Origin of the sequence: Paraliobacillus quinghaiensis (assembly GCF_003426025.1) — a bacterium.
Taxonomy (GTDB): domain Bacteria; phylum Bacillota; class Bacilli; order Bacillales; family Amphibacillaceae; genus Paraliobacillus_A; species Paraliobacillus_A quinghaiensis.
Genome location: NZ_QJSH01000007.1, coordinates 111,705 through 135,838 on the forward strand (window position 1 = coordinate 111,705; position 24,134 = coordinate 135,838).

The 24,134-nt window shown below is 35.4% G+C and carries 24 protein-coding genes, 1 rRNA gene and 1 riboswitch; of the genes, 16 read left to right on the top strand and 9 right to left on the bottom strand.

The genetic code is table 11. The annotated features are described in order from the left end of the window. Positions 1–43 precede the first annotated feature (43 nt). Positions 44–2,332 carry a ribonucleoside-diphosphate reductase subunit alpha gene (locus tag D2K40_RS06770; protein ID WP_117154236.1) on the bottom strand — a complete coding sequence of 763 codons (2,289 nt, stop codon included), beginning with the start codon at positions 2,330–2,332 and terminating at the stop codon, positions 44–46. 313 nt (positions 2,333–2,645) lie between these two features. Further along, positions 2,646–2,729, top strand: a riboswitch (cyclic di-GMP riboswitch). Between the two features lie 143 nt (positions 2,730–2,872). On the opposite strand from D2K40_RS06770, the gene D2K40_RS06775 reads away from it, so the two are divergent. Continuing rightward, positions 2,873–4,663, top strand: coding sequence for a methyl-accepting chemotaxis protein (locus tag D2K40_RS06775; RefSeq protein ID WP_117154238.1), 1,791 nt, complete (start codon positions 2,873–2,875; stop codon positions 4,661–4,663). Positions 4,664–4,801: 138 nt separating this feature from the next. Beyond that, positions 4,802–5,176 (top strand): PilZ domain-containing protein, encoded by a 375-nt coding sequence (locus tag D2K40_RS06780; RefSeq protein ID WP_162879156.1) that lies wholly within the window; start codon positions 4,802–4,804, stop codon positions 5,174–5,176. A gap of 94 nt (positions 5,177–5,270) precedes the next feature. On the opposite strand, the gene D2K40_RS06785 is transcribed toward D2K40_RS06780, so the two are convergent. Beyond that, entirely contained in the window at positions 5,271–5,516 is a 246-nt protein-coding gene (locus tag D2K40_RS06785) for a YuzB family protein (protein ID WP_162879157.1), read from the bottom strand. A gap of 154 nt (positions 5,517–5,670) precedes the next feature. Between D2K40_RS06785 and D2K40_RS06790 the strand changes: the two genes are divergently transcribed. Both D2K40_RS06790 and D2K40_RS06795 read left to right on the top strand, forming a co-directional pair. After that, positions 5,671–6,315, top strand: a complete 645-nt coding sequence (locus D2K40_RS06790; RefSeq protein ID WP_117154244.1) for a helix-turn-helix transcriptional regulator — start codon at positions 5,671–5,673, stop codon at positions 6,313–6,315. Between the two features lie 305 nt (positions 6,316–6,620). Further along, positions 6,621–6,938, top strand: coding sequence for a hypothetical protein (locus tag D2K40_RS06795; protein WP_117154246.1), 318 nt, complete (start codon positions 6,621–6,623; stop codon positions 6,936–6,938). 173 nt (positions 6,939–7,111) lie between these two features. Here D2K40_RS06795 and D2K40_RS06800 read toward each other — a convergent pair whose 3' ends face one another. Continuing rightward, complete coding sequence (locus tag D2K40_RS06800) at positions 7,112–8,026, bottom strand: TIGR01777 family oxidoreductase (protein ID WP_117154248.1); 915 nt, start codon at positions 8,024–8,026, stop codon at positions 7,112–7,114. 57 nt (positions 8,027–8,083) lie between these two features. Here D2K40_RS06800 and recX point away from each other — a divergent pair, with 57 nt between their 5' ends. After that, entirely contained in the window at positions 8,084–8,902 is an 819-nt protein-coding gene (gene recX, locus D2K40_RS06805) for a recombination regulator RecX (protein WP_117154250.1), read from the top strand. 33 nt (positions 8,903–8,935) lie between these two features. Here the strand turns inward: recX and D2K40_RS06810 are convergent, their stop codons facing one another. The 4 genes from D2K40_RS06810 to D2K40_RS06825 all read right to left on the bottom strand — a co-directional run bounded on the left by D2K40_RS06810 (position 8,936) and on the right by D2K40_RS06825 (position 11,224). Then, positions 8,936–9,727 carry an HAD family hydrolase gene (locus D2K40_RS06810; protein WP_117154252.1) on the bottom strand — a complete coding sequence of 264 codons (792 nt, stop codon included), beginning with the start codon at positions 9,725–9,727 and terminating at the stop codon, positions 8,936–8,938. A 111-nt stretch (positions 9,728–9,838) separates the two neighbouring features. Beyond that, positions 9,839–9,982, bottom strand: coding sequence for a YpzG family protein (locus D2K40_RS06815; protein WP_117154254.1), 144 nt, complete (start codon positions 9,980–9,982; stop codon positions 9,839–9,841). Then, the gene (gene sspK / locus D2K40_RS06820; protein ID WP_117154256.1) at positions 9,969–10,127 is read right to left on the bottom strand and encodes a small acid-soluble spore protein K; all 159 of its coding nucleotides are present in this window, start codon (positions 10,125–10,127) and stop codon (positions 9,969–9,971) included. The genes D2K40_RS06815 and sspK overlap by 14 nt, the downstream gene beginning before the upstream one ends. Before the next feature lie 104 nt (positions 10,128–10,231). Beyond that, positions 10,232–11,224 carry a metal-dependent hydrolase gene (locus tag D2K40_RS06825; protein ID WP_117154258.1) on the bottom strand — a complete coding sequence of 331 codons (993 nt, stop codon included), beginning with the start codon at positions 11,222–11,224 and terminating at the stop codon, positions 10,232–10,234. Between the two features lie 757 nt (positions 11,225–11,981). Between D2K40_RS06825 and mutY the strand changes: the two genes are divergently transcribed. The 4 genes from mutY (at position 11,982) to D2K40_RS06845 (ending at position 15,921) form a co-directional block, all read left to right on the top strand. Further along, a complete protein-coding gene (gene mutY / locus D2K40_RS06830) occupies positions 11,982–13,073 on the top strand; it encodes an A/G-specific adenine glycosylase (RefSeq protein ID WP_117154260.1) in 1,092 nt (363 codons plus the stop codon). A gap of 95 nt (positions 13,074–13,168) precedes the next feature. Next, positions 13,169–13,351 (top strand): gamma-type small acid-soluble spore protein, encoded by a 183-nt coding sequence (locus D2K40_RS06835; RefSeq protein WP_117154262.1) that lies wholly within the window; start codon positions 13,169–13,171, stop codon positions 13,349–13,351. Between the two features lie 151 nt (positions 13,352–13,502). Then, the gene (ntdP, locus tag D2K40_RS06840) at positions 13,503–14,033 is read left to right on the top strand and encodes a nucleoside tri-diphosphate phosphatase (protein ID WP_117154264.1); all 531 of its coding nucleotides are present in this window, start codon (positions 13,503–13,505) and stop codon (positions 14,031–14,033) included. A 118-nt stretch (positions 14,034–14,151) separates the two neighbouring features. Continuing rightward, complete coding sequence (locus D2K40_RS06845; RefSeq protein WP_117154266.1) at positions 14,152–15,921, top strand: ABC transporter ATP-binding protein; 1,770 nt, start codon at positions 14,152–14,154, stop codon at positions 15,919–15,921. Positions 15,922–16,378: 457 nt separating this feature from the next. On the opposite strand, the gene D2K40_RS06850 is transcribed toward D2K40_RS06845, so the two are convergent. Both D2K40_RS06850 and D2K40_RS06855 read right to left on the bottom strand, forming a co-directional pair. Next, positions 16,379–17,452: an FUSC family protein gene (locus D2K40_RS06850; RefSeq protein WP_117154268.1), complete on the bottom strand. Its 1,074-nt coding sequence runs from the start codon at positions 17,450–17,452 to the stop codon at positions 16,379–16,381. 352 nt (positions 17,453–17,804) lie between these two features. Further along, positions 17,805–19,094 carry a glutamate-1-semialdehyde 2,1-aminomutase gene (locus tag D2K40_RS06855; protein WP_117154270.1) on the bottom strand — a complete coding sequence of 430 codons (1,290 nt, stop codon included), beginning with the start codon at positions 19,092–19,094 and terminating at the stop codon, positions 17,805–17,807. A 157-nt stretch (positions 19,095–19,251) separates the two neighbouring features. Between D2K40_RS06855 and D2K40_RS06860 the strand changes: the two genes are divergently transcribed. The 7 genes from D2K40_RS06860 to D2K40_RS06890 all read left to right on the top strand — a co-directional run. Next, positions 19,252–19,698, top strand: a complete 447-nt coding sequence (locus D2K40_RS06860; protein ID WP_117154272.1) for a potassium channel family protein — start codon at positions 19,252–19,254, stop codon at positions 19,696–19,698. A 53-nt stretch (positions 19,699–19,751) separates the two neighbouring features. Further along, the gene (bcp, locus tag D2K40_RS06865; RefSeq protein WP_117154274.1) at positions 19,752–20,222 is read left to right on the top strand and encodes a thioredoxin-dependent thiol peroxidase; all 471 of its coding nucleotides are present in this window, start codon (positions 19,752–19,754) and stop codon (positions 20,220–20,222) included. 259 nt (positions 20,223–20,481) lie between these two features. Next, positions 20,482–21,432: a D-2-hydroxyacid dehydrogenase gene (locus D2K40_RS06870; protein ID WP_117154275.1), complete on the top strand. Its 951-nt coding sequence runs from the start codon at positions 20,482–20,484 to the stop codon at positions 21,430–21,432. 2 nt (positions 21,433–21,434) lie between these two features. Then, the gene (locus tag D2K40_RS06875) at positions 21,435–21,998 is read left to right on the top strand and encodes a cob(I)yrinic acid a,c-diamide adenosyltransferase (protein ID WP_117154277.1); all 564 of its coding nucleotides are present in this window, start codon (positions 21,435–21,437) and stop codon (positions 21,996–21,998) included. 205 nt (positions 21,999–22,203) lie between these two features. Then, a complete protein-coding gene (gene perR, locus D2K40_RS06880; protein WP_117154279.1) occupies positions 22,204–22,635 on the top strand; it encodes a peroxide-responsive transcriptional repressor PerR in 432 nt (143 codons plus the stop codon). 216 nt (positions 22,636–22,851) lie between these two features. After that, positions 22,852–23,721, top strand: a complete 870-nt coding sequence (locus tag D2K40_RS06885) for a nucleotidyltransferase-like protein (RefSeq protein ID WP_117154281.1) — start codon at positions 22,852–22,854, stop codon at positions 23,719–23,721. Between the two features lie 321 nt (positions 23,722–24,042). Beyond that, a 16S ribosomal RNA gene (locus tag D2K40_RS06890) occupies positions 24,043–24,134 on the top strand; the annotation flags it as partial.

Consider the following 24,134-nt stretch of genomic DNA (forward strand, 5'->3'; position numbering starts at 1 on the left):
AAGTTAAGCAGTGAGTCAGTTAAGCTCACTGCAAGTAGTATTATTAGCTATGACAAGCTTCGCATTCTTCGATTTGTGTTTGTGACGTACTTCTTACATAATAAGTTGTTTTTAGACCGCTCTCCCATGCTGTTAGATGCATGTTTAATAAGTCTTTTGCTTTGATATCATGACGAACATAAAGGTTAAAGCTAATGCCCTGGTCAACATGTCGTTGCCTTTTAGCGTTTTGCTTTATGCTCCATGTTTGGTCTAACTCATGACGCGCCCTACGATAATAGTTATATGTTATATGGTCTAAGTCAGGTGCGGTTACTTTGAATTTAAAGTTTTTCTTTTCTTCGGCAAACTCAACGGCATAAAGCGGATCAATTCCGTCAGTAGAACCACCAATTTTTGCTGTGGAAGAATTCGGTGCAACCGCCATTAGCCAGCCATTTCTGATCCCAGATGTTGCTACATCTTCCTTTAGTGATTGCCAGCGTTCACTGTCATAACCACGGCGATCAAAGTAACGTCCAGTTTCCCATTCGGATCCTGCGAATTCACTATAAGCACCTTTTTCAGCTGCAAGTTCCATTGAAGCCTTAATTGTGTAGTAAGCAATATCTTCATAAATTTTATCTGCATAGGTAACAGCCTCTTCAGATTCCCAATGGATACTTTCTAATGCAAGTAAATGGTGCCACCCGAATGTACCGAGGCCAACTGCCCTATACTTTTTATTCGTTACTTCCGCTTGCCCAACGCTTATCGTATTCAAGTCTATGACATTATCAAGCATTCTTACTTGCACGCGAATTAATCGTTCCAATACTTCTTTACGTACAGCATTTGGTAGATTAACAGAAGATAAGTTACAAACAACAAAATCGCCAGGCTTACGAACAATGACAATATTGCCATCATCATCTTGGTACTCACGAACAATTGTAGTAGGTGACATATTTTGCGCAATTTCTGTACATAAGTTACTGCAATAAATCGATGTTTGCCCAATCCCACGACCATGTTTGTTCGGGTTTTGACGATTTACTTCATCACGGTAGAACATGTATGGTGTACCTGTTTCTAATTGAGCAACCATGATTCGTGCCATAATGTCCATTGCGCGGTATGTTTTTCTAGGTAATAACGGGTGATTGACTGCTTCTTTATATTTTTCGGTAAAATACCTTTTATCTATTTCATCGTAAAAATCTTCTAATCCAAGTGAATTACCCAAATCGTCCTTCCAGCCCATCATTTGTTTCACTTGATGTGGACAAAAGGTATGCCATTGTCCAACACTTTTACCAGATTCATCTTTTACTTGTAACTGTTCCATAAATAAATCAGGAATGGAAACCCCAGTGAAGATATCATGTGCTTTACGACGTTCATCACCATTATTCGTTTTTAAATCTAAAAATCCATTCATAATATCCTTGTGGAAAACATCTAAGTATATTGCTACTGCTCCTTGTCGTTGTCCTAGTTGATCAACACTCACAGCGGTATCATTTAGAAGACGAATCCATGGTACAACACCAGAAGAATTACCCTTAAACTTTTTAATATCTGAACCTAGTGCACGAACTTTCCCGTAATAGATTCCAATTCCTCCACCATCTTTACTTAAACGCGCAATATCCCAGTTATTCAAGTAGATGCCATCAAGCGAATCATCAACAGTATCGATGAAGCAGGATGAAAGCTGTCCATAACTTTTCCCTGCGTTAGAAAGAGTGGGGGTTGCGACTGTCATATATAGATTGCTGAGTGCCCAATATGCTTCTTTAATAAGGTCTATACGTTTTTCAGGAGCCTCATTTTGCATTAAAGTCATTGCGATAACCATAAATCTTTCTTGTGGTAATTCATATAGGTTACGGTCATGATCACGTGCTAGATAACGGTCAACCAGTAGGAATAATCCAATATAATTAAATAGTTTGTCTCTCTCTGGCTGAATTTCTTCTTGTAATTGGTTTATATCTTCTTTTGTGTACTTGTTTAATAGATTCGAATCATAGATTCCTTTTGTTGTTAAAGTAGAGATAAGGTTGTACAAATCTCCATATTGCTTTGTTTGATCATACTCTCGATTTGATGCTGTTTCTTGATAGATTTGCTCCAAATAGAAATGTGCAGCAACATATGTCCAGTTTGGTTGATCCATTGAAATTCGGTTTAATGCATAAAATAGTGCTTCTTGGTTTGGATCTTTCTCTGAATTAGCAATAGTAATAATTTGCTGTTTTATGTCACTTACATCCATCCCGTATTTTTCATTTGCTTGTTCCAATCCATCAATCACGGATTGCGTGACACTTTTCATATCAGTTTTCATGTATGAACCTCCTGTATAAATAGTAAAACCGCTCGTATAGCGGATAGAAATCAATTAATATGTAGTTTTTTCACAATATATTGTGAGTGTTATGGATTTAAAATCTATATATAGTATATTAACGTAATCATAACAGTTTAGCAATGATATATTCATAACTTTTCTGTTTAAAAAGTTATGAATATAAAGGGGTGTTAAAATATAATTGCTCATTAAAATATATTGTCAGATTCCTTAGAATTATGTTGAGTTTTAAGGGGGGCCTAACTTATAATGATAATATACATACATAAAGTTTAAAGTGTAGCTATCTATACGATAATGGCAAACTTATTGAAAGATAAGGACGCAACGCCCCGGTCTAAGGTTAATAAACTATGATTGCAGGGTTACCGAAGATGGTAGGATATAAGGAAAAGTCTATTCGATATGCAATATCTAATAGACTACTTACTTAAGAAGTCCCCAACCTTTTGGCTAGACTTCTTTTTATATTCCAATGGAGGTAGCTCTAACACACAAAATACTAGGAGGGTTAAGATGCCGAATTTAGCACAAAAACTTAAAAAAAACCGAAAACCCAATAAAGATAAGGCTAAGTTAAAAAGCTATAAGCAAGGAAAAGGTGGCAGTATTTTAAGATTTAAGAATCTTAAAATTGGTAGAAAATATGGTGTAATTTTTCTCTTTATCTTTCTTTTGTTAGGTATATCAACAAGTATTGTTGCCAACTCAATGAGTGAAGCAAGTGACGCTGTAGCTGCATTAGAGCGCAGGGGAGATAGAGCAATTACTATAGCAGATATTAATTCTAAAATTAACGCAAAAACCAATACTGCGAATCAATTCATTCAATTCGGTGGTCAAACAAATATTGATAAATATAAGGACCAACAAGAAGAAATAAATCAGTTAATCAATAGTGTTAAGTCCCAATTAAGTTCAGGAAAACAAGCAGTCTTGCTTAGTCAAGTCGATGACCTTAATGAAGAGATGAATCAACTGTTTCTAGAAGACATTACTACTTCATTTAATAATGAGGATGATTCTTTAGCATCTTTTAGTGATGAATTTAATAGTTTAACAACAGAAACAATGGCATTTCTAGATGGGTTAGTAAAAATAATTAACGAGGAAAGAGCAACTGCGGTTGATCATGCTAATTCAAGTCAAGAGACTGCAATGTCAACGCTAGTAGTAGCTATGATTGTTTCCATTGTAATTGGCGTTATTATGATTCTGTTAGTTAGCCGAAGTGTATCTAAGAACCTGGATCGGGTTGTTGTGATGAGTGATGAAATTGCAGATGGTAATCTATCTGTTGAACCTCTTTCTTATCAAAGTAAAGATGAAATTGGTAAACTAGCAACATCTATGAACGCGATGCAAGATAATCTTAAGCGAATTGTTCAGAATATTAGTGGTACAGCAACAACAGTTGGAACACAAAGTGAGGAACTTTCACAAGCGGTTAATGAAGTAAGAGTTGGCTCTGAACAAATTGCTGCAACCATGGAAGAGTTGGCTTCCGGAACAGAGACACAGGCTAATTATGCTGGTGATCTTTCACAGTCAATGAAAGATTTTGTGACTCATATTACACAAGCTAATAAGAATGGTGAAGAAATCAACGGCTCTGCAGGACAAGTTTTATCTAAAACAGAGGAAGGTAACCAGTTAATGGCTACTTCTGTTAAACAAATGGGAAGTATTGATGCGATTGTTAAGGAAGCTGTAGAAAAGGTTCGTGGTTTAGATGTTCAATCTAGAGAAATTTCAAAATTAGTTTCAGTGATTAAAGATATTGCAGATCAGACAAACTTACTTGCTTTAAATGCAGCGATTGAAGCAGCACGAGCAGGTGAACATGGAAAAGGTTTTGCAGTTGTTGCAGATGAAGTTAGGAAACTAGCTGAACAAGTTGGGGCATCAGTTTCAGATATAACTTCTATTGTCACAAATATACAAACAGAATCAAATGCTGTTACAAATGCTTTAGAGGAAGGGTATCAAGAAGTAGAAGTTGGTACAAAACAAATTAAAGCAACTGATGCAACATTCAGTGCTATTCAAAATGCTGTAAATGATATGGTCGCAACCATTAAAACAGTTACCGACGGGCTTACTGACATGGCCACAGAAAGTGACAAAATGAATGCTTCTATTGAAGAGATTGCTTCTATATCAGAAGAGTCGGCTGCGGGTGTTGAGGAAACATCAGCCTCGTCAGAGGAAGCAACAAGTTCATTAGAAGGTATTTCAGATGGTTCAGTTGAGTTAGCACGTTCTGCCGAAAAACTAAATAGTGTTGTTCAACAATTTAAATTGTAGGCTGAAAACTATCCTTTTAAAAGGGTAGTTTTTCTTATGATGAACAAATCCATTTGCAACAAAAGAAAAACGTGGTATAAATATAATTAAATATGAGCAGAAAATGTCGAATATAAGTATGAAAAGGGCGGATGAATGTTGCGCTACAATAGACAAGAACCTTTACGTTATACCTTTGCTAAACCGATTGAGGGCGATTTTACAATTATCATTAATGATCATAATGATCCTGAAGATCAAACACAACATAAAACAGGTTCTGGTAGATTAGAAGTTATCGATCTCAGCCCAGGAGGAATGAGATTTGCTACAGAGTTAGACTTACCATTAAATGAGAAAGATTTCTTAATAGAAGTATCTTTTCGTTTTGTAGAGGAAGATGTAAAGATGGTAGGTAATTTGGTTTGGAAAAAAGAAAAGGTTAAAAGGTTTGAGTATGGCCTGGACGCACTTGAAGATGACAATAAGGACAACCAAATTATGTCTTTTCTAAAAAAGATACATGGTGGATGAAAAATCAGTGTGTGCAGCACTTAGTGCACACACTGATAATTTTGATATATTCCGAGTTAACGGGTAGTAAATACCTTACTGAAGAAGGTATCATTTAATTATAGGCTGCTAGTTCATCTTCGATAGCTAGCCTTATTTTATTAATGCAGTCATCAACATCTTTGCCTCGAATTCGTTTACCATTAACTAAAGCATAGGGCTTCAATCTACATAATCCACAAAAGTTTAGGCAGTCACTTACTAAGACGGCAACTTCAGGATATTCGGATTCAAATAAATTTTCTGCATTTATTGTTTGCATTAAGTTACTTTCACAAATCTCAACAACTACGATACCGATATGAATCACCCTCTTTTACGCTTTTCTTCTAAACTGCGTAACTAAGTTAACGTCTATTCACAACTTTGTCAACTTTTAAATATAAAAAACAAAAGTTTGTTATTTACTTCACAAACTTTTTGCTGTAAACTATAACTAAGGGTAGGTGTTGAAGATGGTGAAGGAAATGTCAACTCGACAAGCAATATTGGAGCTTTTGAAAAAAAAGAAGGAACTGTCTGTTAGTGGATTAAAACAATTTTTGGATATTACAGAAATGGCTGTTAGAAAACATCTAGTAAAGCTTGAGGGAGAACATTTAATTACCTCTCGCACCGTTCGTCAACCGATGGGTCGTCCTGTGATATTTTATTCATTAACAAAAGAAGGCGAAAAACTGTTTCCCACTAACTATGATGTTGTTGCTGTAGAAATTCTACGCGATATTCAAGAAAGTATGGGAACGGATGCAATTGATACTTTATTTGAAAACCGAGAGAAGCGTATGCGTAAAAAATATGTTCGCCGTATTTTTGAAGAAGATCCGCTTCAAGAGAAAGTAAAAGAATTAGTTAATGTTCAAAATGAAAGTGGGTATATGGCTGAATTTACTGAATCTGATGAAGATGAGATTAGTTTTGCGCAGTATAATTGTCCAATTGCAGCGATTGCAGATAGGTATGATAAACCATGTGACTGTGAGTTGGAACTATTTAAGCAAGTACTTGGAACGGATCAAGTAAAAAGAGTCACCTGCATTGCAAAAGGTGAAAAAAGTTGTAAGTATGTTGTGAAACAAACAGATAAGGTAGAATCATAGTATTCGGTAGTGTGCGTAATTATAAACATATATTATAAAAAACAAACCCGTGATTAAATGTATCATGGGTTTGTTTTTTTTGAATTTAAAGAATACTTTATCCTGGACGCTAACACCCCGGATGGTTCAACTAACAATCAGTGGGGAATGGCAAAAACCCCCACTGATTGAAGTTTTACTTTATTGCTTGACCAACGAACATTAGTTCCTGTATAATTAAGTTAGAAAATATAGGAAAAGATTATTATTCTCTGTGTAAGCATGCTTTTTAAATAGGGGAAAAGGAAACAAGAGGAGATGAGCATATGCTAGGCTATTTGCTTGTAAAGATACAATCTGGTCAAGAATATGATTCTGTCCATTTAATAAAGGAAGAAATTAGTGATAAATTGAGCTTTGTTGATGTTAAGGTAAAGGGTGATTGGATTGTTGCTTGTACTGAAATAGACAGTAGAATTCCGATTTGGCAATTAGCTTTAGACTTAGAGGTTAAAGGAGAAATAGTTGGATATGGTTTTGGACCAGATCATGAAGCCGTAACGAAAGATATATTGCAAATGTTAGTCAAGCGTGGTGCTGTGAGTAATAGTGACTCAGACTTTATTAAAGCAGTGATTAATTGAATTGCTATTAAAATTGGTAACATAAAAAATAAAAGTAAAAAACAATTCTGCCTATTGTGAGGTGTGAACAAAAAAGGGAAGTTATTTTGCACATCTAACTTTAAATACGTATTGTCAGTTAAACTGCTGCGCACTCCGTACTTCCCTTTAATAATATATTTAAATACCGCTACTTATTTCTGGCTTTTTGGAACATAAATAGCTGTTAAAGCTTGTTCTATATCTGGATAGTTATGATGATATCCGTGTGCTTCAATCTTTTTTGGTAATACAGCCTGTCCGTTTACGACTAATATACTCATTTCTCCTAAAAGTGTGCGTAAGAAAAATGTTGGAACTGGTAACCAGTCAGGTCTTCTTAGTTTTTTTGCTAAGTGTTTGCTAAATACCTTTTGTTGAACAGGCTTTGGAGCTGTAATATTTAATGGACCATTAATCTTAGAGTTTTCAATTGCAAATAGTATTATATGTGCAACATCTTTAACATGAACCCATGAAATCCACTGTTCACCAGAGCCGATTTTCCCACCAACAAAAAGTTTATATGGTAAAGCCATTAATGGTAATGTTCCTTCATTGCCAAGAACAATCCCAAGGCGAGCATAGACAACCCTAACTCCTAATTCGCTTGCTTGTTTGGCAGTATCTTCCCACTGTTTTGTAACCTTTGCTAAAAAATCATTACCATTTTCTGTAGTCTCTTCTGTAAACATTTCAGTAGTTGATGTACCATAATAGCCAACTGCGGAAGCGTTAATAAGTACTTCTGGTTTCTTCTTCATCGCTTTGATCAAGTCAATCACACGATTGGTGACTTTTATCCGACTTGATATAATTCGTTCCTTTTTTTCTGTTGTCCAATAACCAAATAGTGATTCACCCGCTAAGTTGATTATTGCATCACAATCTACTAAAGCTTGCTCTGGTTTAAATCGATCGCTTAGCCAGCCTACATAGTGTATATACTCTGTTCCCTGATGCTTTTCTGGTGAGCGTGTTAGAATATAAACATGATGTCCCTCAGCTACAAGTAGTTCTGTAACATTTTTTCCGATAAAGCCTGTTCCTCCTGTAATTGCTATATTCATATTAATCCTCCAATTCAGCTTTATATTCGTGTTAAAATAATAAAAGAGGTGAATCAAGTGCAAAAAATTTCGCGTATTACTGTGCAAAAAAAGAATAAAGATCGTTACAATATATTTTTAGAAAAAGATTCAAAAGAAGTTTATGGCTTTAGTGTTCAAGAAGAAACGCTAATTACTGAACGGCTCCAAAAAGGAATGGAGCTGGAAGATGCAACAATTGAATCTCTCTTAGCAAAAGATACCATACATAAAGGGTATTCCCTAGGTTTAAACTTTTTAAGCTTCCGAATGAGATCTATTAAAGAAATGAAGGAATATTTACAAAAAAAAGATATAGATGCCGAACATATTACAGTTATTATCAATCGATTTATAAATGAAAAGTGGTTAGATGACGCTACATTTGCAGAAGCTTTTATCAGAACTAAAGTACAGACTACAAGTAAAGGTCCATTAGTCATTAAAAAGGAACTGATTGAGAAGGGTGTTTCTGTTGAAAAAGCAGAAGCAGCACTTATTCATTATTCAACAGAGGAACAACTGGAAAAAGCAACGAAATTAATTGAAAAAAATAGTAGAAAAAGTGTAAAACAATCTTTTCAACAGCAGCAGAATAAACTAAAACAAAGCCTCATGCAAAAAGGTTTCCCGCAAGGTATTATTCAAGAAGCCTTCACAAAAGTCACTCAAGTTAAAGATCAAGACCAAGAGTGGGAGGCTGTTGTCTTTCAGGGTGAAAAAATATTACGTAGACATACAAATAAATACGAAGGAAACGAATTAAAACATAAAGTAAAAGCTTCTCTTTACCAAAAAGGCTTCTCTTTGGATCAAATTGAGAAATTTATTGAACACTACATTGATGGTGATGAATAGAGAAAACCACAGGGCTTTTCTGTCTAAGTATTTCTAATATAATCCTTGCTCTTTTAAATCTAGAATTGCTTCATGAACATGGTCAACTACTTTTGTTGCATGTTTTTTGACTTCAGGGTGTGCACTTGACATTGCATAGCTATGTGGTGTCATCTGAAACATTGCAATATCATTAAATGAATCTCCAACAACAGCTATCTCATTGGTTTGAATTGATAAAGTGTTAATCAATTTTGTTAGCCCTATGCCCTTATTAATCCCTTTTGGTACCACATCAACACAACGGGAATCGGATAGATAGCTCTCAATATGTGGGTCTAGATGCTTATGTAATAACTCTTGTACAGAAACGATTTCATCTGTTTCTCCTACGACCATAAATTTTGATGGAATAATACTTTTTCCAAGTTCTTTGGTAAAATTATTGCCTACCTTTAATGGGAAAAAGAAGAGGTGTTCAAATTTTTCTAGGAATGGTGTCATTTCTTTAATAAATATATCGTCAGCGGTGGAAATTAAATAATTAATGTTCGTATCTTCAATTAGTTTATGTAATGCGTGACTAATATCTTTTTCGAAGGTATATGTATGAATCATATCGTCCTGTTTGTTATGGACGAAACTACCATTTTGACTGACGCGATGTCCAGTTTGTTCAATAAGTTTATATATTTCTTTTATTTCGTTATCTGCTCGTCCTGTAGCAATAGCAAGTTCAACCTGATGTTCAACTAGATCCCTAAGTCCAATCCTATCTTCTGTTGTGATACGGTTATGTTCTTTTAATAATGTACCATCTAAATCAGTAGCGAATAATTTAATCATCCGTTTTTGCCCCTTTTTCTTTTAAGGAATTATTCCTTAATTATACACGTGATAGTTGGTTGATGACAAAAAAGTAGCATCCAGGAGTGGCTGGATGCTACTTTTTACTATTTAGACGCGTTTTTTCATTTGCACGGCAGTGATAATCTCAGACTGACTTTTTTGGGTCTCGCCATTAACTTGATGTGCCGCATGTTTTGGGTTCGCACGCGGAGATTGAAATGGGTTTTTTTCTTTTCGATTATAACGGCTCATGATTATCCCCCTCAGCTTTGTGCATGCGTTCTTGTGGCCTTGAATTAATCGTACCATTGGCTCTTAAAGAATTATTTTCAGCTTGTGCTTTTGGGTGAAGCTTTGTATTCTTTCGGATTGGAAAGTCTTTTTGTTTATTACGCATCTTCAGACAACCTCCCATGAAAAAATATGTTGCTCTACTAGTATGGATTAATGTCTAAAAAATATGTGTCAAAATGAAAACCCGAAATGATAAGTTTTTCGGGTTTAATATGGTGCAGGTGCATCTTCAGTTAACAATTTGTCTTGTAATTTTTGTTCTGAAAATACCCAACCAGTATAAGAGCTGATTATTTTTAAGCTGTCATCCATTTGTACTACAGCTACAAATGGGTAATGATCTTTTGAACGATAACGAAGGTCGATAAAACGCACTTCAGTTAACTCATCATAAACATTTATTTCCCAACGATAAACAGGGGAGAAGGATAAAAATGCAGAAATATTTTTATCTTCTTTTGCTGTTGCAATAATTTTATTGTTTGGTAACGGCAGGCGATGAAACTTATCGACTATTTGAATGTTGCCATCGATAGCCCGTGCAACATAAAAACTGTCTTCAGTTGTAATTGCCAAACGCCAAATGTTCTGTTTAATTGTAGGCGAAGTAGCAATCCCTTCTACATTGCCATAATAGCGTTCAATTTTGTGAACAAGTGCTTTTTTTTGTAGGTATCTTTTGATATAGTATAGAATCAAGATTGAATAAAGGCTTAAGAAGACGGGTCCTGGAGGCGCGCCGAATACCCAAGCAACAATACCGACAATATGCAGTCCAAAAATAATTGGATCAAAAGTATTTATAAACCCGTATGCCACCCACCTATTTGTAAATGGACGATACGCTTGTGTACCATACGCGTTAAATATATCGACAAATACATGTAAAATCACTGCTAAGAATGTCCATAACCATAAGTGTAAGAAGCTTACTGATGGTAGGAAAATATAAATCAAGCCTGAGATTAGGATTCCCCACAGAATTAGAGCTGGAACAGAATGGGTAACCCCTCTGTGATGGCGCAAATAGACAGCGTTATTTCTTAGTTTTAACACAGTGTCAAAATCGGGTGCGTGTGACCCGGCAATTGTTCCAATCATAATTCCCTGAAATAGGGTAGGGTCTTGTTGAACAGCAGGATCAAGTGTCGCCATACCAGCAAGTGCAACTCCCATAGTAATGTGAGTTCCAGTATCCATTGTAGGTCCTCCTTTGCTGAAAGTTTTGTTACACTGATAGGAAAGCATAACAAGTTTTCTTTATGTAATTACCTACCCTTATAATAAACAGTAACCCTTATTTGATTAGATTAAACTAAAAAATAATATTTATCCCGTATAAACGGGTAGTAATATACACTAATTAAGTTTTACTTTGTGTTTTTTTGTAAACATTGTTACTTGTAAATATTCAGACTTGATATAAATGCGCAATAGTGAAACTTTCTTACCCACTACACAAGTGAAATGGCCTCGCTTTCCGTGGGCAGGGCTTTATGATGGGGCGAGTAATCGCAGCCCCACGGCTTCAGCTAACTAGGAGGCAAAAACCACCTCCTAGTGGATCTTCAGCTCGCGCTGTTCCCACAGGAGTCTCGACCATTTCACTTGCTCCGCTAGATAGCGTGCTTTTTTCATGTAGCATTCAATGTATATGTTGCTAAATCACGAGTTACACTAGCGGTTCAAATGGAATTGGTGACACTCCAGCAGGAACAGCAAATGTTTTCGATGGGACGAGTAATCGCAGTCCCACGGGCCGAAAATCCATTTTTAGAAGTGCTCTTCTTCTAAAAATTAGTTGAGGCCGTGCCTGCGAAAAGGGAACCAATTTCATTTGAGGAGAGAGTCAGAGGAACAAGGTTATAGTTACTTATATATTTTTCATTATAATTTATTTCTATTCTTAACAAAAAATATTGCTATATTATTAATGCAACATGAAGGATGAGTGTAAGTGAAAGAGAATGAATTACAGGATTTGTTAAACGATTTTAATATAACAAAATTTAAAAATGACTTGATTGATTGGTTTGAAATGGAGCAGAGAATTCTTCCATGGCGTGAAGATCAAGATCCTTATAAAGTTTGGGTATCAGAAATAATGTTACAACAAACAAAAGTTGATACAGTTATTCCATATTTTCAGCGGTTTATCAGTAAATTTCCAACAGTAGAGAAGTTAGCATATGCTGATGAACAAGAAGTACTAAAAGCATGGGAAGGCCTTGGATATTATTCGCGCGCACGTAATTTGCAACATGCTGTACGTGAAGTAGCTGAAGCCTATAATGGGAAAGTGCCAGATAACCCCGAGCAATTAGCTGCTTTAAAAGGTGTAGGCCCGTATACCAAAGGGGCAATATTAAGCATAGCTTATGATATTCCAGAGCCAGCAGTAGATGGTAATGTTATGCGTGTATTATCACGTGTACTCCGGATTGAGGAAGATATAGCTAAACCTCGCTCTAGGCGTATTTTTGAAGCTGCGGTTCAAGCTTTAATATCACATGAGAATCCTTCCAGTTTTAATCAAGGCTTAATGGAATTAGGTGCCTTAATTTGTACACCTAAATCACCATCTTGTATGCTCTGTCCAGTACAGACACACTGTAAGGCGTTTCGCGATGGAGTCGAAACAGAATTACCAATTAAATCAAAAGCTAAAAAACAGAAGCGCATAGGATATTATGCTTTTGCCATTGAAAATGATAATAACGAGTATTTAATTGAACAACGTCCAGATACCGGTTTACTCGCTAGTATGTGGCAGTTTCCAATGGTAGAAAAGCATGAAGTTGATGAAGAACATATATTAACTTGGATTCAGCAGGTTTACGGTTTATCAGTTAACTTTGATAAAAAATTATTGCCAATCAAACATGTTTTTTCTCATGTTATTTGGGAAATGGACGTGATACATGTAACTATAACTAATTCAAATGCTGATTTAAAGCAGGGACGTTTTGTTGATTTGAATTATTTGGAGAAGTATCCCTTCCCAGTTCCCCATCAAAAATTAGTGGATCAACTCAATCAAACGCGCTGATTAACTATGAAGTTTTGCAACCATTATTTTTTTCGAATTTATTTGGATAACAAATTTGAAATTGGATAAATTAATTGTTGCGGAGGTGATATGAGATGGCGAAAAAACAAAATCAACAGCCGAACCAAACAACTGCTGGTACTAATGTTCAAAAAGTAAAGCAGCAAAACCAACAAGCTAAACAAGGCCAAGGTCAATACGGTACTGAGTTTGCTTCTGAAACAAATGTACAAGAAGTAAGAAAACAAAATGAACAATCTAGACAAAAAAAGCAGTAGTAAGACCTATTCCTTTATAGGAAGTAAAAAGGGCTCTCTTTCATTATGATGGAGAGCTCTTTTTATGTTTAATATGTTTTTTATTTTCTTTTAGTCGTAATAAAAGTTATAATATATATTATTACCTTATAAGTGAAGAAAGGAAGATATGATGGCTGGCCTTGAACCTGGTACATCCATACAAATACATAGTTATAAACATAATGGTCAGTTGCATCGTATATGGGAAGAGACCAAAGTTTTAAAAGCAACTAGCAATAAAGTAATAGGTGCAAATGACAAGACACTAGTTACCGAAAGTGATGGACGTTCGTGGGTCACACGTGAGCCAGCAATATGCTTTTTTTATACAAAGTATTGGTTTAACGTTATTGCTATGTTAAGGCAAGATGGGATCCATTATTATTGCAACATTAGTTCACCATTTGTTCAGGAAGATAATGCAGTAAAGTATATTGACTATGATTTGGATGTTAAAGTATTTCCTGATATGACCTATACGTTATTGGATGAAGATGAATATGAACTACATCACCAGCAGATGAATTATCCAGGTGTGCTAGATCGTATTTTAAAGAACAATGTAGATCACTTGTTATACTGGGTAAGACAACGAAAAGGACCATTTTCACATGAAAGTATTGAGCAATGGTATGAATTATTTTTGACTTATCGTTCGTGAAAGTTCTGGATGTAATAATAGTTAAATGAGTTTGAGTGCAGACGCCCTTGTCTTATCGGACAAGGTTTTTGTATTGTTTGTGGATTTAATCTAGCTAAGAATCTAAGAGGTGAAAGTGTTGAGTAGTATCAAACGGTATTTAGAGTTTGTAAAACCATATAAATGGCGGATATTTCTAACTGTAATTATAGGGGTATTTAAATTCGGTATCCCACTATTAATGCCGTTAATTGTAAAATATGTAATTGATGATATTGTCGGTGCAGAGCAATTGACGCAAACGGAAAAGATAAATGAGCTACTTCTAATTGTTGGAGGAGCTTTTATAATTTTTGTTGTATTACGTCCACCAATTGAATATTACCGTCAATATTTAGCGCAGTGGACTGGTAATAAAATTTTATTTGATATTCGAGAGAATTTATTTGATCATATTCAAAAATTAAGTTTAAAGTATTATTCACAAACCAAAACAGGTGAAATCATTTCACGTGTTATTCACGATGTGGAGCAAACGAAAAATTTTGTTATGACAGGTTTAATGAATATCTGGCTAGACTTAGTAACCATTATTATTGCTATTGCTATTATGTTAACCTTGGACGTTCGGCTTACGTTTGTGTCGATTGCACTATTCCCACTTTATGGATTAGCAGTGCGCATATTTTATGGAAAATTACGTAATTTAACCAAGAATCGTTCTCAAGCACTTGCAGAAGTACAAGGGCATTTACATGAAAGGGTACAAGGTATTCCAGTTACACGTAGTTTTGCTTTAGAAGATTATGAAAAAGAACAATTTGAGCATCAAAATAAAAATTTTCTTGATCGTGCAATTGATCATACAACATGGAATGCTAAAACGTTTGCTGTAATGAACACCATTACAGATTTGGCGCCACTACTCGTAATTGCATTTGCAGGTTACTTCGCCATAACAAGTGGTTTAACTGTTGGTACAATTGCCGCTTTTGTTGGTTATATGGATCGTGTGTATAGTCCACTTCGTCGTTTAATAAGTTCTTCTACTGTATTGGTTCAATCTATTGCATCGATAGACCGTGTATATGAGTTTATGGATGAAAGGTACGATATTAAAGATAAACCGAATGCTAAAAATATAGAAGAAGTTGATGGAGAAATAATATTTGATCATGTTACTTTTAAGTATGAAGATGAGGAAGACATGGTTTTAGAGGATATTTCATTAGATGTTAAACCAGGTGAAACGATCGCCCTTGTTGGAATGAGTGGTGGTGGGAAATCAACAATTATTAGCTTAATTCCACGATTTTATGATGTGACAAGTGGTTCAATTAAAATAGATGGTACGGATATACGGGATGTTCAAGCGAGATCATTACGCGACAAAATTGGTATGGTACTACAGGATAATATTTTGTTTAGTGAATCGATTGCAATGAATATTCGAATGGGTAATCCTGATGCTACTGATGAACAAGTAATAGAAGCGGCAAAAGCAGCAAATGCGCATGGATTTATTAAGAATTTAGCAAAAGGTTATGATACGTTAGTAGGTGAACGGGGTGTCAAACTATCTGGAGGGCAAAAACAAAGAGTTGCAATTGCTCGTATTTTCTTGAAAAACCCACCAATCCTCGTATTGGATGAGGCCACTTCAGCACTTGATTTAGAGAGTGAACATTTAATTCAAGAAGCATTAGAAAAACTGGCTTCTAACCGAACGACATTTATTGTGGCACATCGCTTGTCGACTATTACACACGCAGACCGCATTATTCTAATCGAAAATGGGCAAGTAATGGAACAAGGAACGCATGGACAATTGATGGATAAACAAGGTGGCTATTATAACTTATATCAAGTACAACAATTAGATGACAATAGTACACTACCGTTGACATAGAGAAGTATCGTTCCTTTTATACATTTGGACTTGATATAAAAAGCGCATTAACTAGTGAAGTGAGTTGCTAACCCGCTCCTCAAATGAAATTGGCTCCCTTTCCGCAGGCACGGCTTCAGCTAACTCGGAAGTAAAGAACACTTCCGAGTGGATCTTCAGACCGTGCTGTTCCTGCTGGAGTGTCGCCAATTTTATTTGATCCGCTAGATAGTTTGAAAATATAATGATCACAGCCCATCTTAGTGGCAGAAAAGCTTATTGAGTGTTAATATCCCAAACCATGACTAGGTCCACCAACTAGCGTAGGAAGACCACGGAAAGGGAATCCGTTTGCCGACGTAGCGCCTTATAAGCTTAAGATGTAGTCTATATTAATATAGTCACAAACAACAATCTTTTAGAAAGTATTAAAAAAGCAGGTCAACCTTTTGAGGCTGATCTGCTTTTTTTGATTGTTTTAGTTTCTTTCGTTTAAAAATTCTAGTTTTTCATTTTGGTGAAACTTTTGATAGCTGTGTAACAGTGTTTGTAAATGTGTTAAGTGATGGTGATACTCCATTAGTTGTGAAGCTAATGGTAAGAAAATCAAGCGATCATCATTTTCATTATCTTGATACATTTCAATTAGTGTCTCTACTAAATGCGGAATGTCAGGCTCCGAAATGGCGTGTAATGTTTCATCATTTTTTTGTTTAATACGTCCCATAAAGCTTAGTAACAGTCGTTCATGTGAATGAATTACTTTATCTAATTCCTGTACTAGAGCTGTTTGAAAGTTAGGTGGAATTGATTTAATACGCTCATCCAAGTGATGGAAAGCTTTTAGTACATCAAAACTTTTTCGTGTAGTTGCAATTAACTGGCGGAATACAATCAATTTCCTAGCTTTAGATAAACGGTTCTTTTTTAGATAAGTCCGCTCTTCAGAAAATAATAAATATGTTTGATCCATTCGGCGTACATCTTGTTGAATACGTGCGATTTCTCCTTTTAATGATGGATCATCTGATAGATGGCGTGTTGTTATCCTTAGCCACTGTAAGATGTCTGAAGTAATTCGATCGATTTGTAAAAATAAATTAGACTCGTACTTTGGAGGTAAGAATAATAGATTGACTAAAAATGCAGCAAATATCCCTAGCATTAATGATCCAAATCGCATTAATGCAAATTGATAAACTTCCATTTCTGTTGCTTCCATTACGGCTATAACAGCAATTAAAGCAATAGATACAGTACTGTCTCCCATTTTTAAATAGCGACAAACGCCAATAACAACAACTACTGTGAAACCTATGACAAAGGGATCGTTTCCAAGTGTATATACCACTAATGTAGCAATTGTTACACCAATGATGTTCGCTTGTAGTTGTTCAATAATCGTTTGAAAAGATTGATAGATTGACGGTTGAATTGCAAACAACGCGGCGATTCCAGCAAATATTCCTGACGGAAATCCTAACAATGATGCAGTATAAAGTGCTATAGCAACTGCTAATCCAGTTTTTAGCATTCGTGCTCCTAATTTCATTAGTAATCTGGCAAAAAAGCGCCCAGCCCTCCTTTTAAAATAGCTTGTATATAATATATGTTTGATTATAGACGATATAGCCACAAATTATCAGCACTAAACTATAAATTACATAAAAAAGAACCTATACATATATCATACATGTATAGGTCAAGTACTCATGCTTTGAAGGGAAGTCATACAAATCGACAGTAAAAAGCATGAATAGAAAATATTAAATTTTCAGAATAATCATAACACAGCCGCTAGGTAGAATCAATCTAAAAACTTATAAATATTCGTATGTTTGTATATATGACTGTTTTTAGCTGTTAAACCGGCAATTTAGTGTATATTTATTAAAAAATGCAATTTACTGAAGCGATTCAAAGGCTATGTCAACAGCTTCTAATGTTTCTTCGATATCTTTTTCTGTATGTGCTATGGTTAAAAACCAGGCTTCGAATTTAGAAGGAGCTAGATTTATACCTTGGCGTAACATGAGATGAAAGAATTTACCGAACATATCACTATCACTCGCATCGGCTTGTGCATAATTTTCTATTTTTTCAGTAGTAAAATAGACAGTTAGTGCCCCTTTTAATCGGTTAATTGTTAGAGGAATCGCGTGCTTTTCCGCGCGTTCTAAAATACCTTCCTCCAATATTCTTCCGAGTCTATCTAATTCTTCATAAATACCAGGTTTTTGAAGGACTTCTAAACAAGCGATTCCTGCAGACATTGAAGCAGGGTTACCAGCCATCGTACCTGCTTGATAGGCAGGGCCTAGTGGAGCAACTTGTTCCATGATTTCTTGTTTACCACCGTATGCTCCTATTGGTAGTCCGCCACCAATTATTTTTCCAAGAGCAGTCATATCAGGCTCTACACCAACTATTTGCTGCGCACTTCCATAGGTGAAACGAAAAGCTGTAATAACTTCATCATATATGACGAGTGCGCCAGCCTCATGGGTAAGGTCATTTACTTGTTGTAAAAAGCCAGGTTTTGGTTCAACTATTCCAAAATTACCAACAATCGGTTCAACTAAAACAGCTGCAATTTGATCACCCCATCGATCAAGCGCCTCTTTATATGCCTCAATATCATTAAATGGAACAGTAATAACCTCCTGAGCAGTAGCTTTTGTGACACCAGCTGAGTCTGGATTCCCTAATGTGGAAGGGCCAGAACCTGCTTGAACTAATACAATATCTGAATGGCCATGATAACAACCAGCAAATTTGATTATTTTTTCACGATTTGTATAAGCACGCGCAACACGAATTGTTGTCATAACTGCTTCAGTACCTGAATTAACAAAACGAACCTTTTCTAATGATGGAATAGCATCTTTTAAAATTTTAGCAAACTTGTTTTCAAGTGCAGTTGGTGTACCGAATAGTACACTGTTTTGTGCTGCTTCTGTAATGGCATTTGTAATATGTGGGTGTGCATGTCCCGTAATGATCGGTCCATATGCAGCGAGATAATCAATATATTTGTTGCCATCAACATCCCAGAAATACGCACCTTCTCCTTTTTCCATATAGATTGGTGTTCCGCCACCGACCCCTTTATAAGCACGTGATGGGGAATTAACGCCACCAACAATGTGTTCTTGCGCTTCCTTATGTAATGCTTCTGAATTTGTAAATTGCATGTATTGTCCCTCCATAAAATTATTACTCTTTATTATAGCACTTGTTTAATTTAAGCAAAAATTTAGATGGGAACTGCACTTTACCTACATCTTTTGTCATCACAATACGCTTGAATCGTAAACTAATAGAAAGACAAGTTATTTAGGGAGTGTTTTGATGCTAGCGTCTGTATCAATTACGATTATTCTCTTGTTAATGGGAGCCAGTATATACTCTTTTATTTTTGAAAAAACATATAAGCGCAGTTATTTTTCTTATGAATTGTTTTATGCATTAATATTTGTCTATCTTATTGTTTTAGTAAGTTTCGGGATGATTTATTTTCTATTATCTTTTCAAGGTCAGTTGTTGTTAGAGTTTGGTGAAGTGAGAGATGTTAGTACACTCGAATCATTGGCACATTCTTTCTATTTTAGTGGTGTAACATTAATGACAGTAGGATATGGGGATATTACACCAATAGGATGGGCGAGGTTAATTGCTTTAGTCGAGGCATTAATTGGCTATATTCTACCCGCGACTTTCTTTCTGAAGGTTTGGCAACACACACATTTAGAGCAAGCAAATAAAAAACGAGCGAAACAGAAGGTGAATGATTTGTAAGATAGCTCTGTTTTGGTTACGCTAAAATTATAGATTTTTTAGGAGGGTAAGAAATGACAATTGAAATAGGCCAAAAAGTACCAGACATTGAAATGAAAGATAGTGGTGGTAACAAAGTTAAACTAACAGACTATGCTGGAAAGCACATTGTTTTATATTTTTATCCAAAAGACAGTACACCAGGCTGCACCACAGAAGCATGTTCCTTCCGTGATAATCAACAAAGTTTTGCTGACTTGGATGCTGTGATAATTGGTGTTAGTCCTGATTCTGAGGAAAGTCATCAGAAATTTAAAGAAAAGCATGATCTTCCATTCACACTACTTGTAGATGATGAGCATGAGCTTGCTGAGAGTTTTGGTGTATGGAAATTAAAGAAAAAACCAGATAGAGAATACTGGGGGAATGAACGTTCAACTTTCATTATTGATAAAAATGGTGTTGTACAAAAAGAATTCCGTGAAGTGAAGGTAGACGGTCATACAGATGAAGCTCTAACCTTTATTCGTGAAAACTTAAATTAAACCGATTAATCTGCTACTTTTATTAAAGTAGTGGATTTTTTCTTATTTTCGTGAAAATAGGTGAAAATGCTATACAAGAAAAAAATCTCACCATAAAGTATAAGGAAAGCAAATAACCTTCTCTCTCAATTCGAGCAAAAGTACAGGGAATCGCCTTGTACTTTTGTTACATAATAGGTTTAAAGTGTATTTGTTTTCAAAACAAGTGAAAAAGGATATCCTAATTATAATGTTACTTAATTGTTTGGGAGGTTTTCTGATGTTCGTTTTAGCAACAACAACATTAACAAAAGAATCTAGAGAGTATTTAATCAGGCAATATCCTGCTGTTGAATTTCAATTTTTAGAAGACGTCGATCAAGCAGGAGCTAGGTTATCAGAAGCGGATATTTTATTAACGTTTGGTTCGGATTTGACAGTGGCTCATATAAAAAGAGCTAAAAAGTTAAAGTGGATTATGCTTCTATCAGCAGGAATGGATGAAATGCCGTTACAAGCAATTAAAGAGAACGGTATAAAATTAACGAATGTACGAGCTATCCACCAAATACCAATGGCAGAGTATGCAATTTCTATGCTACTCAATGCTTACCGTCAAAATGATACTTTATGGCGTAATCAGTATGCACGTGAATGGGATAGTAGTTTGGAAATAAAAGAGATTTCAAATCGGACAATGACGATTGTTGGTGCAGGAGCAATTGGTGAGGAGTTAGCACGTTTAGCAAAAGCATTTCGAATGAAGACGATAGGTGTATCTAGAAGTGGAAAGCCAAGTGATAATTTTGATCAAATGTATCAAACGAATGAAATTTTAAAAGGATTAAAAGAAGCGGATTTTGTTGTTTCTATTTTGCCAAGTACGGAAGAGACACTATATATTTATAAACAAGAACATTTTAAAGAGATGAAAGATTCTGCTGTTTTTCTTAATATGGGTCGTGGCGATGTGGTGCAAAGTGAAACATTAATTATGGCACTAGATCAAAATCAAATTTCTCACGCGATCTTAGATGTATTTGAACAAGAGCCGTTGCCTAAGACACATCCATTATGGCAACACCCGAAGGTAACAATGACACCTCATATTTCGGGCGTATCACTGCATTATATTCCAAGAGCATTGGAATTGTTTGAGAAGAATTTGAAGACTTACTTAAAAGATGGAAGTTTAGTAGTAAATCTAATTGATCTAAAGCGGGGGTACTAAAATTGCGTATTTATACACGATCTGGAGATGACGGTACGACATCATTAATATTTGGTAAACGTGTTCCAAAGAACGACCTTAGAGTAGAAGCTTATGGTACATGTGATGAAGCAAATGCTATGATTGGACTAGCTTTAAGTCATAATGGGGAGAAGCTTTCTTGGTCAGTATCGGAACGGAAAAAATTCATTAAAAGTTTAGTACAAGTGCAAAATCATTTGTTTCATGTTGGGTCTGAACTTGCAACCGCACCAGGTAGTAACGCTCCATGGTCTGTTAAAGAAGAATATATAACACTGCTAGAGGAACAGATTGATGAATGGGATAAGCAGTTGAGTCCATTAAAACAGTTTATTTTGCCATCGGGACATCCAGCAGCAGCTTCGTTGCATAGTGCAAGAACGATTGTGAGACGAGGAGAAAGGTTGGCAGTAGGTTTAAAGGATGAGCTCTCACCCCATGTCCTTTCTTATATGAATCGTTTATCTGATTATTTATTTGTTGCTGCACGCTATGTAAATTACTTTAGTTCATATGAAGAGAAGACGATACAAGTTGAAAAATAGAAGTTTTTGTGTCTATTCTGATACTTTTATTGACAGAATGTTTGATTAGCGGTTACACTGTTTGTAAGAATTATAATGTAATAATTGTATTAGAACGATAAATGATACAGTTTTAAATTACCTAAGACCTTTTCATTAACTAATTGCTTTTTTTATAATGTGTAGAGAAGTAATACACTTCTACCCGAAAGTGAGGTGCATGCCGATGAGTGATGTAAGGATTCAAGAAGCTGTTGACAGGTTAAAGGAATCTGGTGTGCGGATCACACCGCAACGTCATGCGGTGCTAGAATTTTTAATAAATGCTGAAATCCATCCTACAGCTGATGATATTTACAAGGCTTTGGAAGGGAAATTTCCTAATATGAGTGTAGCTACCGTATATAATAATTTACGTGTTTTTCGTGAAATTGGACTTGTAAGTGAACTAACCTATGGTGATGCTTCAAGTCGCTTTGACTATAATACGTCAAAACATTATCATATTATCTGTGAGTCTTGTGGCAAGATTGTTGACTTTCATTATCCAAGCTTAGATGAAGTTGAATCACTTGCTGAACAAGTAACAGGATTTGATGTTAGTCATCATCGTATGGAGATTTACGGTACGTGTCCAGAATGTAAAACAAAAAATTAGTAGTCTGCACCCTTTCTAACCATTAGGTAAGAAAGGTTTTTTTTCTTCTATTATATAATACCTTTCATTTTTCTCTTGCATTTTTCTATGATCGTTCAGTATAGTATAGTAATTGTCGCAAGTAGTGTAATAGGAAATGAAGTTTTAATTTTTAGAAGGATTTTTTGTAGATTTCACGAATTAATAATTAAAATGAAACGTATGGAGGATAAAGTGATGGAAAATGTCTTACGTCCCATTTACCAAGAAAGAGCAAGCCATCCTAATACATTAGGGATATTAATGGTAGAAAAGAAAAAAGAAGTGAGTCCAGTTACTGACAACTTTGACGTCATTTTATTAGTCATCGTTTCTAAAGCGAATCAACCCTGGTTTGTGAAACATTATCAATTCGAACAAAAAACAGCCGCAATGCATATTGTTGAAGAAGGTCATTTAAATTATTGGATCGATACTGGTTCGTATCACCGATCAGTTGAATGGATTATGACTGGAAAAGTTTTATTTGATCGTAATGAGTATGTTGCAGAGTTAAAGAGTAAGCTTGAAGATTTCCCGGTTGAAAAGAGACAACTAAAAATGACAATTGAATTTGCTAAACTCACACGTAACTATAGTGAAGCGAAAGATTTGTTTAGTTCTGGTCATTATTTGGATGCATACAGTAAGGTGTTAAGTTCCCTACACAGTCTCGGTAGGTTATCTATTATAGATAAGGGATACCATCCAGAAGTAGTTGTTTGGAGTCAGATTAGACGGATTGATTCCGAAATTTATAAATTATATGAAGAGTTAATTAGTAGTAATGAGGATATTGCAAAACGAGTTGAGTTAATGATAATTGCAATTGAATTCTCGTTAAGTTCACGTGCGAAGCAATCGGCTGTTCATTTATTAGATGTTATGCGTACATCACAAGAGTCATGGAGTTATGGAGATTTAACTGTACATCCATCTATTCAGTTTTATGCGCTAGATTTAAGTACGATGCTTGATTATTTAATTGATAAAGACCTTATATCTGTTGAACTTGTAGACACTAAAGGTAAAAAGATTTTCCATCGTGAGTATAAGATTAATGAATAACAGTTTTATTTTTAAAAAGGTATTGACGCTATAGTTGTCTCCATGATATATTTATATGCGTCGCTTTAAACGGCTTTAAAAAAGTTGTTGACACAATGATAGCAATCATGCTATATTATGTTGGTCGCTCTTAAAGAGATTGCTTTTACAGAGAAAAGAATTTCTAAAAAAAAGTTATTGACTTTAATGAGTGTAAGTTATATAATATAAAAGCTGTCGCAAAAACAGCAATAACAATTTGATCTTTGAAAACTGAACGAAACAACCAGTATGTTAAGTAAGAAACAAGCTAGTATTTTAAATGAGCAACCAAGCTCGCATTTTATGGAGAGTTTGATCTTGGCTCAGGACGAACGCTGGCGGCGTGCCTAATACATGCAAGTCGAGCGCGGGAAGCAAGATGACCCCTTCGG

Excerpts from the sequence above, each read along its gene's own strand:
- D2K40_RS06770 (WP_117154236.1), bottom strand. The coding sequence starts at position 2,332 with ATGAAAACTGATATGAAAAGTGTCACGCAATCCGTGATTGATGGATTG.
- D2K40_RS06775 (WP_117154238.1), top strand. The coding sequence starts at position 2,873 with ATGCCGAATTTAGCACAAAAACTTAAAAAAAACCGAAAACCCAATAAA.
- D2K40_RS06790 (WP_117154244.1), top strand. The coding sequence starts at position 5,671 with ATGGTGAAGGAAATGTCAACTCGACAAGCAATATTGGAGCTTTTGAAA.
- D2K40_RS06795 (WP_117154246.1), top strand. The coding sequence starts at position 6,621 with ATGCTAGGCTATTTGCTTGTAAAGATACAATCTGGTCAAGAATATGAT.
- D2K40_RS06800 (WP_117154248.1), bottom strand. The coding sequence starts at position 8,026 with ATGAATATAGCAATTACAGGAGGAACAGGCTTTATCGGAAAAAATGTT.
- D2K40_RS06810 (WP_117154252.1), bottom strand. The coding sequence starts at position 9,727 with ATGATTAAATTATTCGCTACTGATTTAGATGGTACATTATTAAAAGAA.
- D2K40_RS06815 (WP_117154254.1), bottom strand. The coding sequence starts at position 9,982 with ATGAGCCGTTATAATCGAAAAGAAAAAAACCCATTTCAATCTCCGCGT.
- sspK (WP_117154256.1), bottom strand. The coding sequence starts at position 10,127 with ATGCGTAATAAACAAAAAGACTTTCCAATCCGAAAGAATACAAAGCTT.
- D2K40_RS06825 (WP_117154258.1), bottom strand. The coding sequence starts at position 11,224 with ATGGATACTGGAACTCACATTACTATGGGAGTTGCACTTGCTGGTATG.
- D2K40_RS06835 (WP_117154262.1), top strand. The coding sequence starts at position 13,169 with ATGGCGAAAAAACAAAATCAACAGCCGAACCAAACAACTGCTGGTACT.
- ntdP (WP_117154264.1), top strand. The coding sequence starts at position 13,503 with ATGGCTGGCCTTGAACCTGGTACATCCATACAAATACATAGTTATAAA.
- D2K40_RS06850 (WP_117154268.1), bottom strand. The coding sequence starts at position 17,452 with ATGAAATTAGGAGCACGAATGCTAAAAACTGGATTAGCAGTTGCTATA.
- D2K40_RS06855 (WP_117154270.1), bottom strand. The coding sequence starts at position 19,094 with ATGCAATTTACAAATTCAGAAGCATTACATAAGGAAGCGCAAGAACAC.
- D2K40_RS06860 (WP_117154272.1), top strand. The coding sequence starts at position 19,252 with ATGCTAGCGTCTGTATCAATTACGATTATTCTCTTGTTAATGGGAGCC.
- bcp (WP_117154274.1), top strand. The coding sequence starts at position 19,752 with ATGACAATTGAAATAGGCCAAAAAGTACCAGACATTGAAATGAAAGAT.
- D2K40_RS06870 (WP_117154275.1), top strand. The coding sequence starts at position 20,482 with ATGTTCGTTTTAGCAACAACAACATTAACAAAAGAATCTAGAGAGTAT.
- perR (WP_117154279.1), top strand. The coding sequence starts at position 22,204 with ATGAGTGATGTAAGGATTCAAGAAGCTGTTGACAGGTTAAAGGAATCT.
- D2K40_RS06885 (WP_117154281.1), top strand. The coding sequence starts at position 22,852 with ATGGAAAATGTCTTACGTCCCATTTACCAAGAAAGAGCAAGCCATCCT.